Origin of the sequence: Pseudomonas sp. DC1.2 (assembly GCF_034351645.1) — a bacterium.
In the GTDB taxonomy this organism is placed as follows: domain Bacteria; phylum Pseudomonadota; class Gammaproteobacteria; order Pseudomonadales; family Pseudomonadaceae; genus Aquipseudomonas.
Window position 1 is genome coordinate 1,839,790 of the sequence record NZ_CP133782.1, and the last position, 16,281, is coordinate 1,856,070.

12 protein-coding genes and 4 tRNA genes are annotated in these 16,281 nt (G+C 59.7%); 8 read left to right on the forward strand and 8 right to left on the reverse strand.

Annotated elements, in window-relative coordinates:
• Positions 1-66: 66 nt before the first annotated feature.
• The 4 genes from RHM68_RS08365 to RHM68_RS08380 all read left to right on the forward strand — a co-directional run bounded on the left by RHM68_RS08365 (position 67) and on the right by RHM68_RS08380 (position 4,831).
• On the forward strand, positions 67-1,260 hold the full coding sequence (locus RHM68_RS08365) for an MFS transporter (RefSeq protein ID WP_322221780.1): 1,194 nt from the start codon (positions 67-69) through the stop codon (positions 1,258-1,260).
• A 42-nt stretch (positions 1,261-1,302) separates the two neighbouring features.
• Entirely contained in the window at positions 1,303-1,614 is a 312-nt protein-coding gene (locus RHM68_RS08370; protein WP_322221782.1) for a cupin, read from the forward strand.
• A 105-nt stretch (positions 1,615-1,719) separates the two neighbouring features.
• Positions 1,720-2,871 (forward strand): TDT family transporter, encoded by a 1,152-nt coding sequence (locus RHM68_RS08375; protein WP_322221784.1) that lies wholly within the window; start codon positions 1,720-1,722, stop codon positions 2,869-2,871.
• An 85-nt stretch (positions 2,872-2,956) separates the two neighbouring features.
• The gene (locus RHM68_RS08380; protein ID WP_322221786.1) at positions 2,957-4,831 is read left to right on the forward strand and encodes an MFS transporter; all 1,875 of its coding nucleotides are present in this window, start codon (positions 2,957-2,959) and stop codon (positions 4,829-4,831) included.
• A gap of 95 nt (positions 4,832-4,926) precedes the next feature.
• Here the strand turns inward: RHM68_RS08380 and sugE are convergent, their stop codons facing one another.
• The 3 genes from sugE to rdgC form a co-directional block, all read right to left on the reverse strand.
• Positions 4,927-5,241 (reverse strand): quaternary ammonium compound efflux SMR transporter SugE, encoded by a 315-nt coding sequence (sugE, locus tag RHM68_RS08385; protein ID WP_322221788.1) that lies wholly within the window; start codon positions 5,239-5,241, stop codon positions 4,927-4,929.
• Positions 5,242-5,354: 113 nt separating this feature from the next.
• Entirely contained in the window at positions 5,355-6,326 is a 972-nt protein-coding gene (locus RHM68_RS08390) for a bile acid:sodium symporter family protein (RefSeq protein WP_322221790.1), read from the reverse strand.
• Between the two features lie 154 nt (positions 6,327-6,480).
• Positions 6,481-7,401, reverse strand: a complete 921-nt coding sequence (gene rdgC / locus RHM68_RS08395) for a recombination-associated protein RdgC (RefSeq protein ID WP_322221792.1) — start codon at positions 7,399-7,401, stop codon at positions 6,481-6,483.
• A 160-nt stretch (positions 7,402-7,561) separates the two neighbouring features.
• Here rdgC and RHM68_RS08400 point away from each other — a divergent pair.
• The 4 genes from RHM68_RS08400 to RHM68_RS08415 all read left to right on the forward strand — a co-directional run bounded on the left by RHM68_RS08400 (position 7,562) and on the right by RHM68_RS08415 (position 8,092).
• A tRNA-Val gene (locus tag RHM68_RS08400) sits at positions 7,562-7,637 on the forward strand.
• A gap of 19 nt (positions 7,638-7,656) precedes the next feature.
• Positions 7,657-7,733, forward strand: a tRNA-Asp gene (locus tag RHM68_RS08405).
• 188 nt (positions 7,734-7,921) lie between these two features.
• Positions 7,922-7,997 (forward strand) — tRNA-Val (locus RHM68_RS08410).
• An 18-nt stretch (positions 7,998-8,015) separates the two neighbouring features.
• A tRNA-Asp gene (locus RHM68_RS08415) sits at positions 8,016-8,092 on the forward strand.
• Positions 8,093-8,190: 98 nt separating this feature from the next.
• Here RHM68_RS08415 and RHM68_RS08420 read toward each other — a convergent pair.
• The 5 genes from RHM68_RS08420 to kdpA all read right to left on the reverse strand — a co-directional run bounded on the left by RHM68_RS08420 (position 8,191) and on the right by kdpA (position 16,178).
• Complete coding sequence (locus tag RHM68_RS08420) at positions 8,191-8,883, reverse strand: response regulator (protein WP_322221794.1); 693 nt, start codon at positions 8,881-8,883, stop codon at positions 8,191-8,193.
• Entirely contained in the window at positions 8,880-11,573 is a 2,694-nt protein-coding gene (locus tag RHM68_RS08425) for a sensor histidine kinase KdpD (protein WP_322221796.1), read from the reverse strand. The genes RHM68_RS08420 and RHM68_RS08425 overlap by 4 nt, the downstream gene beginning before the upstream one ends.
• A gap of 143 nt (positions 11,574-11,716) precedes the next feature.
• Positions 11,717-13,789, reverse strand: coding sequence for a potassium-transporting ATPase subunit KdpB (gene kdpB, locus RHM68_RS08430; RefSeq protein ID WP_322221798.1), 2,073 nt, complete (start codon positions 13,787-13,789; stop codon positions 11,717-11,719).
• Positions 13,790-13,801: 12 nt separating this feature from the next.
• Positions 13,802-14,461 carry a potassium-transporting ATPase subunit KdpC gene (gene kdpC, locus RHM68_RS08435; protein ID WP_322221800.1) on the reverse strand — a complete coding sequence of 220 codons (660 nt, stop codon included), beginning with the start codon at positions 14,459-14,461 and terminating at the stop codon, positions 13,802-13,804.
• 10 nt (positions 14,462-14,471) lie between these two features.
• The gene (kdpA, locus tag RHM68_RS08440) at positions 14,472-16,178 is read right to left on the reverse strand and encodes a potassium-transporting ATPase subunit KdpA (protein ID WP_322221802.1); all 1,707 of its coding nucleotides are present in this window, start codon (positions 16,176-16,178) and stop codon (positions 14,472-14,474) included.
• Positions 16,179-16,281 lie beyond the last annotated feature (103 nt).

Consider the following 16,281-nt stretch of genomic DNA (forward strand, 5'->3'; position numbering starts at 1 on the left):
TGCTTTAAGCGTTAGTTAGTCGCACACTCGCAAAAGCTAAAATTTAGCTTTTGCGGAGTGTGCCCCATGTTCAGTTGCCTCTCGAGTCGATCCCGCCTGTGCTTTTTGGCGATGACACTACTCAGTTTCCTCGCCGCCTCCACCGCACCGACGCCGTTGTATCACCTGTATCAGGAACACCTTCGGTTTTCGGCCGCAACCTTGACCCTGATTTTCGGTGTGTACGCGATCAGCTTGCTGGCGGCTCTGCTGACGGTCGGTTCGCTCTCCGATTATCTGGGGCGCAAGCCGGTGATTTTCGCCTCCGTATTACTGAACATGCTCGCGATGTTGCTGTTTATCAATGCCGACAGTGTTGCCTGGCTGATCACTGCGCGAGTCGTTCAGGGGTTTGCCACTGGCATGGCCACGGCCGTGTTGAGCGCGGCGCTGCTGGACACCGACCGCCAGCAAGGTTCGTTGGTCAACAGTGTGGCGCCGTTGCTGGGGATGGCGTTTGGCGCCATGGGTAGCGGTTTGCTGGCCGAATTTGCGCCACTGCCATTGCAGTTGACCTACTGGGTGCTGTTCGCGCTGTTTGTGATGCAGGCGCTTTACGTGTGGCGCCTGCCGGAAAGCGTCAGCCGGCAATCGGGCGCCTGGGCCTCGCTGCGCCCGACCTTGCATGTCCCCGTGCAGGTTCGCCGCACATTGTGGCGGGTGCTGCCGATCAATGTCGCGGTGTGGGCCCTCGGTGGTTTTTACGCTTCCCTGGCGCCCTCACTGGTGAGGACCGCTACCGGCTCAACGTCGAATTTAATTGGCGGCGCGACCGTCGCTGTGTTGACGGTGGCGGGCGCGTTGATGATCTACACCCTACGCAACCGGTCGCCCGACAAGGTTTTGAGTTTGGGCGCCGGCCTGCTGATCAGCGGTGTTGCGCTGATTCTTATTGGGGTACACAGCGCGAGCTTGGCGCTATTTTTCGTTGGGACTCTGGTGGCGGGGGGTGGTTTTGGCGCCGGTTTTCTCGCAGTGTTGCGCAGCGTTGTGCCGCTGGCCTTGCCCCATGAGCGGGCCGGGTTGATGGCGGCGTTTTATGTACTGAGCTATCTGGCGTTCTGCGTGCCGTCGCTATTGGCCGGCAGCCTGACCCGGACGTTCGGGCTGGTCGCGACGACTGATGGTTACGGCGCGGTGTTGATGGCGCTGGCGCTGGCGGCACTGCTGGGATTGAGGCGTCAGCGTGGCGTAAATGCCTGTGGCGTCGATGTCCGATGATCGCTAGTCTTGGCCACGCTTTTAATTGCGACGGACCGACTCATGAAAATTATTCGCAGCCAATCGTTCACCGCTGACCGTGCGTGGGGCGCGCTGGACATCGCCAATATGAATGGCATCACCACCCGCTTGCACTGGACTGACCAACCCTACAAATGGCACGTCAATGACGGTCAGGAAGTCTTCGTCGTGCTGGATGGGCAGGTTCAGATGCGTTATCGCGAGGCCGGTCAGGAGAAAGAGGTGATGTTGGCTGTGGGAGACATCTTCTTTGCCGATATTGGCACCGAACATGTAGCGCATCCGCTTGGGGTGGCGAGGGTTCTAGTGGTCGAGAGCGAAGGCAGCGTCTGATCCTATATAGGTTAAATAGATAACAGTTAGAGATATTACCCGTTATATAGATATTCGATTCGGACCTACCATGAGCTCTACCTCACTAGAGGACAGGAGTTCGCCATGACATGCCCCAGCACCGCCAAACCTGGCATCAAGCCTTTTAGTCATTTAACCAGCCCGCGTGAAGCCATTCGTCAGTTCACCCCGAACTGGTTCGCCGCCACCATGGGCACCGGGGTGCTGGCGCTCGCACTGGCGCAGTTGCCCCTCGCCATCCCAGGCCTGCACGTCGTTGCCGAAGGTCTGTGGTTGTTCAATATCGTGCTGTTTGTTCTGTTCACTGCGCTCTATACCGCACGCTGGGTATTGTTCTTCGACGAGGCGCGGCGAATTTTCGGACACTCCACTGTTTCGATGTTCTTCGGCACGATCCCCATGGGGTTGGCGACCATCATTAATGGTTTTCTGCTGTTCGGCTTGCCGCGTTGGGGGGAGGGCGTGATTCATGTCGCTGAAGTGCTGTGGTGGGTAGATGTGGTGATGTCACTGGCCTGCGGTGTACTGATTCCCTACATGATGTTCACTCGCCAAGAACACAGCATTGATCAAATGACCGCGGTCTGGCTGTTGCCGGTGGTGGCGGCTGAAGTGGCAGCGGCCAGCGGTGGTCTGCTCGCTCCGCACTTGGCCGATGCCCATGCACAATGGGTGGTACTGACCACCAGCTATGTGCTCTGGGCTTTTTCCCTGCCGGTGGCGTTCAGCATTTTGACCATCCTGTTGCTGCGCATGGCACTGCATAAATTGCCTCATGAAAACATGGCGGCTTCGAGCTGGTTGGCCCTCGGTCCGATTGGTACCGGCGCGCTGGGCATGTTGCTGCTGGGCGCTGATGCGCCCGCTATCTTCGCCGCCAATGGTTTGCCGGGCGTCGGTGAAATCGCCGCCGGCCTGGGGCTGGTGGCCGGGATCACCCTGTGGGGCTTTGGGCTGTGGTGGATGCTGATGGCGGTACTGATTACCGCGCGTTACTTGCGTGCTGGTATCCCGTTCAACCTCGGCTGGTGGGGGTTCACTTTCCCGCTGGGCGTTTACTCCTTGGCCACGCTGAAACTGGCCAGCGCCTTGAACCTGACGTTTTTCAGTGTTTTCGGGTGTGTGCTGGTGGCGTTGCTGTCGTTGATGTGGCTGATCGTGGCAAAACGGACGGTGCAGGGCGCCTGGCGCGGAGAGTTATTTGTCTCGCCGTGTATTGCACAGTTTAAGAAATAAACCGCAAAGATTAGGTAATGTGTGGCCTGGATCGACGTTCGACATTCCAATAACAGCATCCAGGCCACTCAGGGACACATGGAAGATGAGTCACCCCTCACAGTTCACCTTGCTTCGCACCCGGCGCTTCCTGCCGTTTTTCGTCACGCAGTCCCTCGGGGCCTTCAACGACAACATCTTCAAGCAGTCGCTGATTCTCGCGATTCTGTACAAGCTGACGCTCGAAGGTGATCGTTCGATCTGGGTCAACCTGTGTGCGCTGCTGTTTATCCTGCCGTTCTTTCTGTTCTCGGCCCTGGCCGGGCAGTTCGGGGAAAAGTTCGCTAAGGATGCGTTGATCCGGCTGATCAAGCTGGGTGAAATCGCGATTATGGCGGTGGGCGCGGTCGGGTTCATGTTCGATCACCTGTCGTTGATGCTCGTGGCGTTGTTCGCCATGGGCACCCACTCGGCGCTGTTCGGTCCGGTGAAGTATTCGATTTTGCCCCAGGCCCTGCGTGAAGACGAACTGGTTGGCGGCAACGGGCTGGTGGAAATGGGCACGTTCCTGGCAATCCTTGCCGGAACCATCGGTGCCGGAATCATGATGTCGTCGGGGCATTACGCACCGCTGGTCTCCACTGCGATCATCGGCATAGCGGTCCTCGGTTACCTGGCCAGCCGCAGTATTCCAAGGGCGGCGGCTGCGTCGCCCGAGATGCGGCTGAACTGGAATATTTTCAGTCAGTCCTGGGCCACCTTGAAGCTGGGCTTGGGGCAAACGCCCGCGGTGTCGCGCTCAATCGTCGGTAACTCTTGGTTTTGGTTTGTCGGGGCGATTTACCTGACGCAGATTCCGGCCTATGCCAAAGAGTGGATGCACGGTGACGAAACCGTGGTGACGCTGATTCTTACGGTGTTCTCCGTCGGTATCGCATTGGGTTCAATGCTCTGCGAGAAATTGTCTGGGCGCAAAGTCGAGATCGGTCTGGTGCCGTTCGGCTCGTTCGGTCTGACAGTGTTCGGTTTGTTGCTGTGGTGGCATTCCGGTGGAATCCCTGACAGCTTGACCGGTCATGGTTGGCTCGCAGTGCTCGGGTTTGGCCACACCTGGCTGGTGCTGGGCGACATCCTCGGCCTAGGGGTTTTTGGTGGTTTCTACATCGTGCCGCTGTATGCCCTGATCCAGTCGCGAACCGCTGAGAACGAGCGAGCACGGGTGATCGCCGCCAACAATATTCTCAATGCGTTGTTCATGGTGGTGTCGGCGATTGTTTCGATCGTGTTGCTCAGCATGGTCAAACTATCGATCCCCCAGCTGTTTCTGGTGGTGTCGCTGCTGAACATCGGCGTCAACGCTTACATTTTCAGCATCGTTCCCGAGTTCAGCATGCGCTTCATGATCTGGCTGCTTAGCCACTCCATGTACCGCGTGGAGCATCGTAATCTGCAACTGATTCCCGATGAGGGGGCTGCGTTGCTGGTGTGCAACCACGTGTCGTTTGTCGATGCCTTGCTGATTGGTGGGGCGGTGCGGCGACCGATTCGCTTTGTGATGTATTACAAGATCTACAACCTGCCGGTGCTGAATTTTATCTTCCGCACTGCCGGGACGATTCCTATCGCCGGACGTCAGGAGGACATTCAGATCTACGAGAAGGCCTTCCGGCGAATTGCCCAGTACCTGAAGGATGGCGAGTTGGTGTGTATCTTCCCGGAAGGCAAGTTGACCGCCGATGGCGAGATCAGCGCGTTCAAGGGTGGGTTGACGCGAATTCTCGAAGAGACTCCCGTGCCGGTGATCCCGTTGGCGCTGCAAGGGCTGTGGGGGAGTTTCTTCAGTCGCGATCCGAACAAGGGGTTATTCCACCGGTTGTGGTCGCGAGTGACGTTGATCGCTGGGCCGGCAGTGGCGGTTGAAGCGGCCGAGCCTGCGGTTCTGCAAGCGCTGGTCACGGAGTTGCGCGGCGCCGTCAAGTAGTGGCTGAAAGGACGGACGCCCATCGCGAGCAGGCTCGCCCACATTTGAAATACGTTCTCCTGTGGGCGTGAGCAGGCTCGCTAAGCGTTAGCGCCCTAAGTGCTGATCTTCAGTCCGATTAGCCCGGCAATGATCAGCGCCACGCTGGCCAGTCGAAACAGCGCCATGGACTCACCAAACAATATGATTCCGGCAATCACGGTGCCGACTGCACCGACTCCGGTCCAGATTGCATAAGCGGTGCCCAGCGGCAACTCCTTCATCGCCAGCCCCAGCAAGCCGAGGCTGATCGCCATGGCTGCAACGGTTAGCGCGGTGGGAATAGGGCGGCTGAAACCATCGGTATATTTCAGGCCCACCGCCCAGCCAATTTCGAACAGGCCGGCGAAAAACAAAATGATCCAGGACATGGGAGACCTCCATCGACAGGCGGGGTCGTCCCCAGATTAATCACTCGATAGCGCCGCGAGGTCGTCCTCGCGTTGCGCGCTAGAGTGCCGATCATTAACTTGGGGGTCAAGTTTCAGGAGTGTTCGCTGGCGTGCCGGGCGGCTGTTTCCCGATCTTGTTTTTCGCTCATGCGCCGGAAATAGGTCGAGAGCAGTGCCCCGGAAATGTTGTGCCAGACGCTGAACAGCGCACTGGGTACTGCGGCCAACGGCGAAAAATGGGCACTGGCCAGCGCCGCGCCCAACCCGGAGTTCTGCATGCCGACTTCTAGCGCAAGAGATTTGCGTTGTGCCAGTGGCAGCTTGAACAGGCGTCCAGTGAAGTAGCCCAGCAGATAGCCGAAGCTGTTATGCAGCATCACCACCGCCATGATCAGCAGGCCGGACTCGGCGATTTTGGCCTGACTGGCCGCGACGACAGCCGCGACAATGATCACGATGCTCACGACGGACACCAGCGGTAAAACGTCCACCGCGTGGCGAACCCGTTCGCCGAGCAAGCGCTGGGCGACTACGCCGAGGATGATGGGCAGCAGCACTACTTGCAGGATCGACCAGAACAACTCCATGAACGAGACGGGCAGCCAGGCCGAAGCCAGTAGCCAGATCAGTGCCGGGGTCAGCAACGGGGCAAGGAGGGTGGTGACGGCGGCGATGGCCACCGACAGTGCCAGGTCGCCACGGGCCAGCCAGGTCATCACGTTCGACGAGGTGCCGCTTGGGCAGCAACCGACCAGGATCACGCCGACGGCGATTTCAGGCGGCAGTTGAAACGCTTGGCAGAGCAACCACGCCATGCCGGGCATGATCACGAAATGGGCAACGACGCCAAGGGCCACGCGCCACGGGTGGCGAGCGACTTCGGCGAAGTCGTCGAGTTTGAGGGTTAGGCCCATGCCGAACATCACCAGTCCCAACAGCGGCACGATCGCGCCCTTGAGGCCAATGAACCACGTCGGTTGCAGGAACGCCGCGACCGCGAAAATCAGCACCCAGTAGGCAAAGGTGTTGCCGACAAAACGACTTAATGCAGCCAATGCACGCATGGCCTGATCCTTATTATCAAGTAGCACCACAAAAACCACTGTGGGAGCTGGCTTACCGGCGATAGCGGTGTGTCAGGCTATATTTTTAGCCATCTGATACACCGCTATCGCCGATAGGCGAGCTCCCACAGCTATCCGGTTACTTCAGGAGGAATTAGATGCCTTGCGGCGTCTCTTCCCCACCCAGCGCTTCAATCAGTGCCGGCAGGAAGTCGCCGAAGGTCAGCATCATCAGGGCGAAGCTGGCGTCCAGTTGGCCCAGGGCTTCGTCACCGCCGTCCTGTTCTGCCTGATCTTGCAGCAAGTCTTCGAACTTCAGGCGCTTGACCGTCATTTTGTCGTCGAGCATGAACGACAGTTTGTCCTGCCAGGCCAGCGACAGTTGCGTGACTACTTTGCCGGTGCTCAGGTGCAGTTGAATTTCTTCGCTGGTCAGGTCCTGCCGCTTGCAGCGCACGATGCCGCCATCTTCGTGGGTATCGCGCAGTTCGCACTCGTCCAGCACAAAGAAGTCGTCGGCGGCTTTCTGGGTTTTGACCCAGTCGGTCATGGTGGCGGTCGGGGCCATTTTTACGGCGAGTGGACGAACTGGCAGCGAGCCGATGACTTCACGCAGGGTCGACAGCAGGTCTTCGGCGCGTTTCGGGCTGGCCGAGTTGACCAGAATCAGACCTTGTTTCGGCGCGATCGCGGCGAAAGTCGAAGAGCGACGGATAAAGGCGCGAGGCAGGAAGGCCTGGATGATTTCATCCTTGATCTGATCCCGTTCCTTCTTGTAGACCTTACGCATTTGCTCGGCTTCGATCTCTTCGACCTTTTCCTTCACTGCGTCACGCACGACGCTACCCGGCAGAATGCGTTCTTCTTTACGGGCGGCAATCAGCAGGAAGTCGCCGCTGACGTGCGCCAATGGAGCATCCTCGCCCTTGCCAAATGGCGCGACGAAACCGTAAGTGGTCAACTCCTGGCTTGCACATGGACGCGCCAGTTTGGTGGCCAGTGCAGTTTCCAGCGCCTCGGCATCAAAAGGCAGATCTTGGGTCAGGCGATAGATAAGCAGGTTTTTGAACCACATGGGGTGAGTCTCTCCTTTATACAAAGTTGGGCATTATTCTCTTCGCGGCGTCATAGGCCAACCCTTCGCTAAGCCTTTGGAAGGCCTGAAAAAATTATTTTAAAAAGTGCTTGCCAGAGGTGGGGTCGCTACGTAGAATGCGCGCCACACCGAAAGTGAAGGGTGATTAGCTCAGCTGGGAGAGCATCTGCCTTACAAGCAGAGGGTCGGCGGTTCGATCCCGTCATCACCCACCATTCGCTTACAGTGTTACGCGCAGCGGTAGTTCAGTCGGTTAGAATACCGGCCTGTCACGCCGGGGGTCGCGGGTTCGAGTCCCGTCCGCTGCGCCATATTCGGTTATCTGGAACGCTGAACGCCAGGTCACCACGGAAAAGCCCGCTAATGCGGGTTTTTTTCTGTCCGCCGTTCATGCAGGGTGTGCAGATTTATAGGTTTTCAGTTTGATTTGATTTATTTATCAATTAAATCAACATGTTATGAAAATCTGTGGCACAATGCGCCCCGCAACGAAGGTAAAGGGTGATTAGCTCAGCTGGGAGAGCATCTGCCTTACAAGCAGAGGGTCGGCGGTTCGATCCCGTCATCACCCACCATTACTTTCAATGTTACGCGCAGCGGTAGTTCAGTCGGTTAGAATACCGGCCTGTCACGCCGGGGGTCGCGGGTTCGAGTCCCGTCCGCTGCGCCATATTTGGTTATCTGGAACGCTGAACGCCAGATGACTACACAGAAAGCCCGCTTAATGCGGGCTTTTTGCTGTGCAGAATTTAGCGGGGCTGAGCGAAACTACAGGCCCACCAAGCGATACCCCACCTGCAATTCGGTAATGAAATACTGCGGCTGGGCCGGATCTGTCTCCAGCTTTTGCCGTAAATGCGCCATGTGTACCCGCAAATAATGGGCGCGCTCCACATAATCCAGGCCCCATACCTCTAGTAATAACTGCCGATGAGTGATAACCCGGCTCTGCCCACGAATCATCGCCCCCAGCAGTCGATACTCAATCGGCGTCAAATGCACTGGATTACCTTGGCGCCACACTTCATGAGTGGCCAAATCGACCTCGATCTCGCCGAACGTCACCTTGCTGCTCGCCGCCACCGCGCCGGTTTGCACGTGTCGGCGCAACTGCGCACGGATCCGTGCGAGCAGCTCGGGCACACCGAAGGGCTTGGTCAGGTAGTCATCGGCTCCGGCGTCGAGGGCCGCGACTTTTTCCTCCTCGCGGTCACGGGCCGACAACACCAGAATCGGCACCGCCAGCCAGCCTCGAAGTTCGCTGATCAACTGCTTGCCGTCGCCATCGGGCAAACCGAGGTCGACGATTACCAAGTCTGGCTGGCGGCTGGCAGCATGAATCAACGCGCGTTTTACGCTATCCGCCTCGAAGACCTGGAAGCCTTCATCGCGTAAGGCAATGCCGATGAAACGGCGAATGTTAGCCTCGTCTTCAACGATAAGAATGCGTGCATTGGTCATAGCGTTTCCATTGATGGCGGGGTGCCCGCCGGTAAAGTGATGACAAATCGCATGCCTTGATCAGCGTTGCGCTGCGCTGCAATGCGGCCGCCGTGGGCCTCGATGATTCGTTTGGCCAAGGCCAGCCCCAGGCCGATGCCGGCGACGGCTGATTCCTGCTGACCGCGTGTGAAGGGTTCGAACAGGCTGTGGGGATTGTTCCCCGCAGGGCAGCCCGGACCGTTGTCGCTGACCTCCAGCACGATCAGCTCCTCGACTTGTTGCGCCGCGACACTGACGCGTGTGCCTGCCGGCGTGTATTTCGCGGCGTTGTCCAGCAGGTTGACCAGCACTCGCTCGATCAGCAGTGCGTCGATCTCGACCAGCGGCAATTGCGCTGCAATATCGGTTTGCAGCGTATGCCCGGCCAGGGGTTCGCGTAATTGACGCAAAGCGCTGCCAACGATTTCTTCCAGCGAGTGCCACTGCCGATTGAGCCGCACACCACGCTCTTGCATGCGCGCCATGTCCAACAGGTTTTCGATCAGGCGTTGCATGGACGTCGCTTGATCGTGAATGCCCAGTAGCAAGTCGGTCAGTGGGCCGGGAGGTGCGTGGGGCAGGGCGGTGTCCGCGGCGCCGATCAGGGTCGTCAGAGGGGTGCGCAAGTCATGGGAAATGGCGGCGAGCAAGGTGTTGCGCATTTTCTCGCCTTCCATTTGCACCAGCGTGCTTTGCGCCACTTCGACGAAATGCACCCGTTCCAGGGCAATCGCCAATTGGCTCATGCAGGCTTCCAGCAGACGGCGTTCTTCGGGTTCGTTCAGGCGCTCGCTCTGCACCAGTTCGAGCACCAGGACGCCGCGCACCCGCATGGGCGCTTTCAACGGCAGGTAGCAACCCTTGGCGGCGGCCAGCGTGTCGGTGCCCTGGCCGGCTGGTTGGCCGTGATCGTAGGTCCATTGGGCGATACTTTCGTCGATGGGCAGCAGGCCCGCGCCAATGCTGTGTACGCCTTCGGCGGCGTCGGGTAACGCCAGCCCGACACGTGCCTCGAACACGGCGCTAAAGGTGTGCAAGGCCACTTCGCTGATCTGTTCCACGGTCAATGCGGCCGACAGATCCCTCGCCAGCCGAGCCAGTGAAGTGGCCCGCCGTTCCCGTGCGGCGGCAGTGCGTGCTTCATGACGCAGCCGGGCGGTGAGTTGCCCGGTGATCAGGGCGATGCCCAGCATCAGGGCGAAGGTGAAGAAATATTGGGTGTCGTTGACGGTGAACGATAAGCGCGGCTGGACGAAAAAGAAGTCGAAACACAATACCGCCAGCATCGCTGCCCACACGCCGGGGCCGCGCCCATAGCGCAGGGCCACCAGCACGACCGTGAGCAGAAACAGCATCACGACGTTGGCCAGGTCAAACACTTGCAGCAGCAAGGCCGCGACAGCGGTGGCGGCAAAACAGGCCAGGCTCGCCCAAAGGTAGGCCAGGGCTCTGCCGGAGAGTGCCGGCTGCGTTTCGGCCGCTTTTATCGGGGCGACGTCGGGTAGCAAACCGTGGGCGATAACGATCTGATCAATCTGCGGATGATGCCGGCTGATCCGGTCGCTGACGGACTGATGCCAGAACTGCCACGCTTTGCGCGGACGGTGACCCAGCATCAGGCGATTGGCGTTTAGCTCGCGGGCACACGTCGCCAGTGCTTCAGCGACATCCATACCGGGCAAGGTGGCGGTATCGGCACCAAATTCGGCGGCCAGCGCCAAGGATTTCATCGCGGTCAAATAGCGTGAAGCGCTGGTGCCCTGACGTTGCGCCGAGGCCACATGCACCACCATCCAGTCAGCCTCAAGCTTCTGCGCCAGACGCGCTGCTTCGCGAACAAGGCGTTCATCCCCGGCATCGCCTGCCATGCCCACCAGTAGCCGCTCGCGGGCCGGCCAGAGGGTGTTGATCGAGCGTTCGCGGCGATACAGGCGCATTTGTGAGTCGACCCGGTCGGCGGTGCGCCTCAAGGCCAACTCGCGTAGGGCCAACAAGTTGCCCTTGCGGAAAAAGTGCCGCGAAGCGCGCTCGGCCTGAGGCGCGAGGTAGACCTTGCCTTCTTTCAAACGCCGCAGCAGATCATCCGGCGGCAGGTCCACCACCACCACTTCATGGGCGTCATCGAACACATGATCAGGCACTGTTTCCCTGATGCGAATACCGATGATGCCGCTGACGATATCGTTGAGACTTTCCAGGTGCTGGACGTTAAGGGTGGTCCATACGTCAATGCCGGCCCGCAACAGTTCCTCCACATCCTGCCAGCGCTTGGGATGGCGCGAGCCCGGAACGTTGCTATGGGCCAGTTCGTCTACCAACACTAGTGATGGGTGTCGCAGCAGGGCGGCATCGAGGTCGAATTCGCTGAGGGTGTAATCGCGGTGCAGGATCGAGGCGCGGGGTAGCTCTTCAAGTCCGGCGAGCAATTCGGCGGTTTCACGGCGGCCGTGGGTTTCGACCACCCCGGCCAGCAAGTCGCGACCGCGCATCACTTCCCGTTGCGCGGCGGCAAGCATGGCGCAGGTCTTGCCAACCCCTGCATTGGAACCAAAGTAAATACGCAGTTTGCCGCGCAAGGCGGCGTGTTCTTCCTGCTGGATTTTGGCCAGTAGGGCGTCGGGGTCCGGACGGTCGTCGGGGGGAGCGTTCAATCTTTCTATTACGGCCATACCCATCCTTGTCTGTCGGGCAACTTAAGCGTTCGATGTCGTGAGGGTCGACGGCAGGGGCGGGTCCGCGAAAGCTTCAGCGTGGTGTGACGGGCACACCGTGTTTGTGCATCGCCAGCCCGCCCGCGCCGCCTGGCGTGGGGTTACACCAAGCCCACCCCTGTCAGCACCATGTCAATCAGCTTGATTCCGGCGAACGGCACCAAGACCCCACCCAACCCGTAAATCAGCAGGTTGCGGTTGAGCAGTGCCGCCGCGCCAATGGCGCGGTAAGTCACACCGCGCAATGCCAATGGAATCAGCGCGACAATGATCAGCGCGTTAAAAATTACCGCGCTGAGAATCGCCGAGTTGGGGCTGCTCAGGTGCATCACGTTCAACGCGCCCAACTGGGGGTAGGTGGCGACGAAAGCGGCCGGGACGATGGCGAAATATTTCGCCACGTCGTTGGCCACGCTGAAGGTGGTGAGGGCGCCGCGCGTCATCAGCATCTGTTTGCCGACCTCGACCACTTCGATCAGTTTGGTCGGGTTGCTGTCCAGGTCGACCATGTTGCCGGCCTCTTTGGCAGCCTGGGTGCCGCTGTTCATTGCCACAGCTACGTCGGCCTGGGCAAGGGCGGGGGCGTCGTTGGTGCCGTCGCCGGTCATGGCCACGAGCTTGCCCTGAGCCTGGTAGTCGCGGATCAGCTGCAGCTTGTCTTCGGGACGTGCCTCGGCGAGGAAATCATCAACGCCCGCTTCTACGGCAATGGCTGCCGCGGTGAGGCGGTTGTCGCCAGTGATCATCACGGTCTTGATGCCCATGCGCCGCAGTTCGGCGAAGCGCTCCTTGATGCCGCCTTTGACCACGTCCTTGAGCTCCACCACACCCAATGTTTTCGAACCGTCGGACACCACCAAAGGCGTGCTGCCGCGCCGCGAGACTTCATCGACTTTCGCCTGTACAGCCGCGGGAAAGCTGCCGCCCAACGCTTCGATATGGTTGCGGATCGCATCGGCCGCGCCTTTGCGAACAGCCCGGCCCTCGGGCAGGTCGACGCCGCTCATGCGCGTTTGCGCGCTGAAGTGGACGAAGCTGGCGCCCAAGGCATGGATGTCCCGAGCCCGCAGGTCAAACTTCTGTTTGGCCAGGACCACAATACTGCGCCCCTCAGGGGTTTCATCTGCCAGGGAGGCCAATTGTGCGGCGTCGGCCAAGTCCGCTTCCGTGATTCCCGGCGCCGGAATAAAACGGCTGGCCTGACGGTTGCCCAGCGTGATGGTGCCAGTCTTGTCCAGCAGTAGTACGTCAACGTCACCGGCCGCTTCGACGGCGCGACCCGAGGTGGCGATGACGTTGGCCGACATCATCCGGCTCATGCCCGCCACGCCAATGGCCGAGAGTAAACCGCCGATGGTGGTCGGGATCAGGCACACCAGCAACGCCACCAGTACCGTGGCGCTGACCACGTTGCCGCTGCCGCTCATGGCCACGGCGAAGATCGAGTACGGGCTCAGGGTTACGATCACCAACAGAAACAGCAGGGTCAACCCCACCAACAGAATCGTCAGGGCAACTTCATTCGGAGTCTTTTGGCGCTTGGCTGACTCGACCATTGAGATCATGCGGTCGAGAAACGATTCGCCCGGATTGACGCTGATCTGTACCACCAGCCAGTCGGATAAAACCCGCGTGCCCCCGGTAACGGAGGAGAAATCCCCACCCGCCTCACGAATCACCGGAGCCGATTCGCCGGTGATCGCGCTTTCATCCACTGAGGCCACACCTTCGATAACCACGCCGTCCAGCGGCACCAGGTCGCCTGCTTCGATCAGCACCACGCTGCCCTTGCTCAGCAGGCTGGCTTCGGTCGGTTGCCAGGCCGCGCCGTGTCGGGGTTGTTGTAACAGTTTGGCCAGGGTCTGGCGTTTCATGCTGCGCAGGCTCGCCGCCTGAGCACGGCTGCGGCCTTCGGCCAAGGCTTCGGCGAAGTTGGCGAACAGCACGGTAAACCACAGCCACAGGGTGATGCTGAGGATAAAGCCGCTGGGCGCTTCACCGCGGCTGCTCAGGGATTGCAACCACAGCAGGCTGGTGAGGATGCTGCCCAGGTAAACCACGAACATCACCGGGTTCTTCCACTGCGCCTGAGGCAGCAGTTTCTTGAAGGCGTCGAGGCAGGCGTTGAGCACTATGCTGCGATCGAACAGGGGTAAACGAGCATTCTTGATCATGATGGATGTCTCTTACTCACTGGCCGCAATAGATGGCTGACGCGCGGGTAAACGTGCATCCAGGGCGAGGTTCAGTTGCAGTACATTGATGCGCGGTTCACCGAGCAGGCCGAAGGTGCGTTCGGCGGTATGGCGCTCAACCAGTTGCAGCAGATCAGCTTCGGGCAGTTGGCGCAGGCGGGCAACGCGTGACACCTGAAGCCGTGCATTGGCGAGCGAAATATGCGGGTCCAACCCCGACGCAGAGGCGGTCACTGCATCCACCGGCACCTGCGCGTCAGCGGCCAGACCATTTTGTTGGCGGTAATCGAGCACCCGTGCAGTGACCTGATCAATCAGTTTCTGGCTGGTCGGTGCGAGGTTGCTGGCGCCGCTGGAACCGGCGTTATAGGGCTGCTGTACGCTCTTGCTCGGGTCTTGTGGGTCGGTGCCGAGGGTCATGCTTGGGCGGCCATGGAAATACTCCGGCCGGGTGAAGTCCTGGCCGATGACGGCGGAGCCGATCACCCGTCCGTCGCGTTCGACCAGGCTGCCCTGGGCCTGGAAGGGGAACAACAGGTTCGCCGCCAAGGTGGTAAACATCGGATAAGCCACGCCAGTCAGCAGCATGAAGAACACAGCTGAGACCAGCACCGGGCGTAACAAGCCCTTGAATATGGATTGAGTCGTCATCAGGGTTTCCTTAGTTGTACGTCTGGCCGGACAGCAACTGCAGTTGCTCCACCAGCGGGCCGAGCGCGAGCGCCGGCAGGAAAGTCAGGCCACCGACCACCAGCACCACGAAGACCACGAGGAACATGAACAGTGGGGTGGCGGTGGGAATGGTGCCGGCGCCGGCAGGCACGGTTTTCTTCATCGCGAGGGAACCGGCCACTGCCAGCATGGGCAGCAGGGTGAAGAAGCGTCCGATCAGCATTGCCAAACCAATGGTGGTGTTGAAAAACGGCGTGTTGGCGTTGAGCCCGGCGAACGCCGAACCGTTGTTGGCGGTGCCGGAGGTGTAGGCGTAAAGCACCTCGCTGAAACCATGGGGGCCGAGGTTGTTGAGGCTGGCCAACGTGTCCGGCCACAGGGCCGCGAGTGCGGTAAAACCGAGAATGCTGATGGGGTGCGCGAGGACCGAGAGCATGACCAGTTTCATCTCCCGAGCCTCGATCTTCTTACCGAGGAATTCTGGGCTACGGCCGATCATCATGCCCACCAGAAACACTGTCAGCAGCGCGTACTGGATCAGGTTGATAAACCCCACGCCGTCGCCACCGAATACGCAGTTGAGCATCATCTGCGCCAAGGGAACAAAACCGCCCATGGGGGTCAGCGAGTCGTGCATCGCGTTGACCGAGCCGGTGGTAGCCCCGGTGGTGGTGGCAATGAACAGGCTGCTGTCGGCGATGCCGAAACGCAGCTCCTTGCCTTCCATGTTGCCGCCGCTTTGGCTCGACGACATCAGTTGGTTTGCACCGACCTGGGTCAGTAACGGGTTGCCGCTTTGTTCGGCGCTATAGACCAGGGTCAGGAAGCCGACAAACATCACCAGAAACGTACCGAAAAATACCCAGCCCTGACGGCGACGCAGCAGCATGCTGCCGAAGGTATAAGTCAGTGCCGACGGAATCAGCAACATGCTGAGGATGTGCAGGGCGTTGGTCAGTGGGGTCGGGTTCTCGAACGGATGCGCGGCGTTCATGCTGAAAAAACCGCCTCCGTTAGTGCCAATGTGCTTGATCGATTCAAAGCTTGCGACCGCGCCGACAATCAGTTGCTGCTGTGCCCCCTCCAGCGTGGTGGCCATTGCCTGGGACGCGAGGGTCTGCGGCATGCCCTGCCAGACATAGACCAGCGCCATGCCCACGCACAGCGGCAACATCACCCGGTACAGGACTCGGGTGAAGTCAACCCAGAAGTTACCGATATCGGCCGAGTTAGCGCGGCTCAACCCGCGAATGAAACCGGCTGCCGCGGCAACGCCAGCGGTCGCACCGACGAACATCAGGAAGGTAATTACCGCCATCTGGCTGAAGTTGGACAGGCTGGTTTCACCTGAGTACGCCTGCCAGTTGGTGTTGGTAATAAAAGAAGCGGCAGTGTTGAAAGCCAAGTCCGGCGTCTGCGCCGCCAGCCCCAACGGGTTGATGGGCATCACGCCTTGCAGGCGCAATACCGCGTAGCCGAGCAACATCATTGCCGCATTTGACAGCACCAGGGCCGAACCATAACGGGCCCACCCCATGGTCTCCGCCGGTTCAATGCCTAGCAGGCGATAGGTACAACGTTCAGGCAGGGCGTGTGTACTCCCGGTAAACACCCGGGTCAGCCACTTGCCCATTAAGACGGCGAGCCCGGTCATCAGTCCCAGGATCACCACAAATTCCAGCACAGTGCTCAACATGTCGATGCTCCGTTCAAATCTTGCCCATGGCGACAATGGCCATGGCTGTTACAACAAAAAAACCCAAGGAAACGCCTACAAAGATCAAGTCGTACATGGCCTA

Bases quoted from the DNA above. Each gene is read 5' to 3' on its own strand.
- RHM68_RS08365 (WP_322221780.1), top strand. From the start codon at position 67: ATGTTCAGTTGCCTCTCGAGTCGATCCCGCCTGTGCTTTTTGGCGATG.
- RHM68_RS08370 (WP_322221782.1), top strand. From the start codon at position 1,303: ATGAAAATTATTCGCAGCCAATCGTTCACCGCTGACCGTGCGTGGGGC.
- RHM68_RS08375 (WP_322221784.1), top strand. From the start codon at position 1,720: ATGACATGCCCCAGCACCGCCAAACCTGGCATCAAGCCTTTTAGTCAT.
- RHM68_RS08380 (WP_322221786.1), top strand. From the start codon at position 2,957: ATGAGTCACCCCTCACAGTTCACCTTGCTTCGCACCCGGCGCTTCCTG.
- sugE (WP_322221788.1), bottom strand. From the start codon at position 5,241: ATGTCCTGGATCATTTTGTTTTTCGCCGGCCTGTTCGAAATTGGCTGG.
- RHM68_RS08390 (WP_322221790.1), bottom strand. From the start codon at position 6,326: ATGCGTGCATTGGCTGCATTAAGTCGTTTTGTCGGCAACACCTTTGCC.
- rdgC (WP_322221792.1), bottom strand. From the start codon at position 7,401: ATGTGGTTCAAAAACCTGCTTATCTATCGCCTGACCCAAGATCTGCCT.
- RHM68_RS08420 (WP_322221794.1), bottom strand. From the start codon at position 8,883: ATGACCAATGCACGCATTCTTATCGTTGAAGACGAGGCTAACATTCGC.
- RHM68_RS08425 (WP_322221796.1), bottom strand. From the start codon at position 11,573: ATGGCCGTAATAGAAAGATTGAACGCTCCCCCCGACGACCGTCCGGAC.
- kdpB (WP_322221798.1), bottom strand. From the start codon at position 13,789: ATGATCAAGAATGCTCGTTTACCCCTGTTCGATCGCAGCATAGTGCTC.
- kdpC (WP_322221800.1), bottom strand. From the start codon at position 14,461: ATGACGACTCAATCCATATTCAAGGGCTTGTTACGCCCGGTGCTGGTC.
- kdpA (WP_322221802.1), bottom strand. From the start codon at position 16,178: ATGTTGAGCACTGTGCTGGAATTTGTGGTGATCCTGGGACTGATGACC.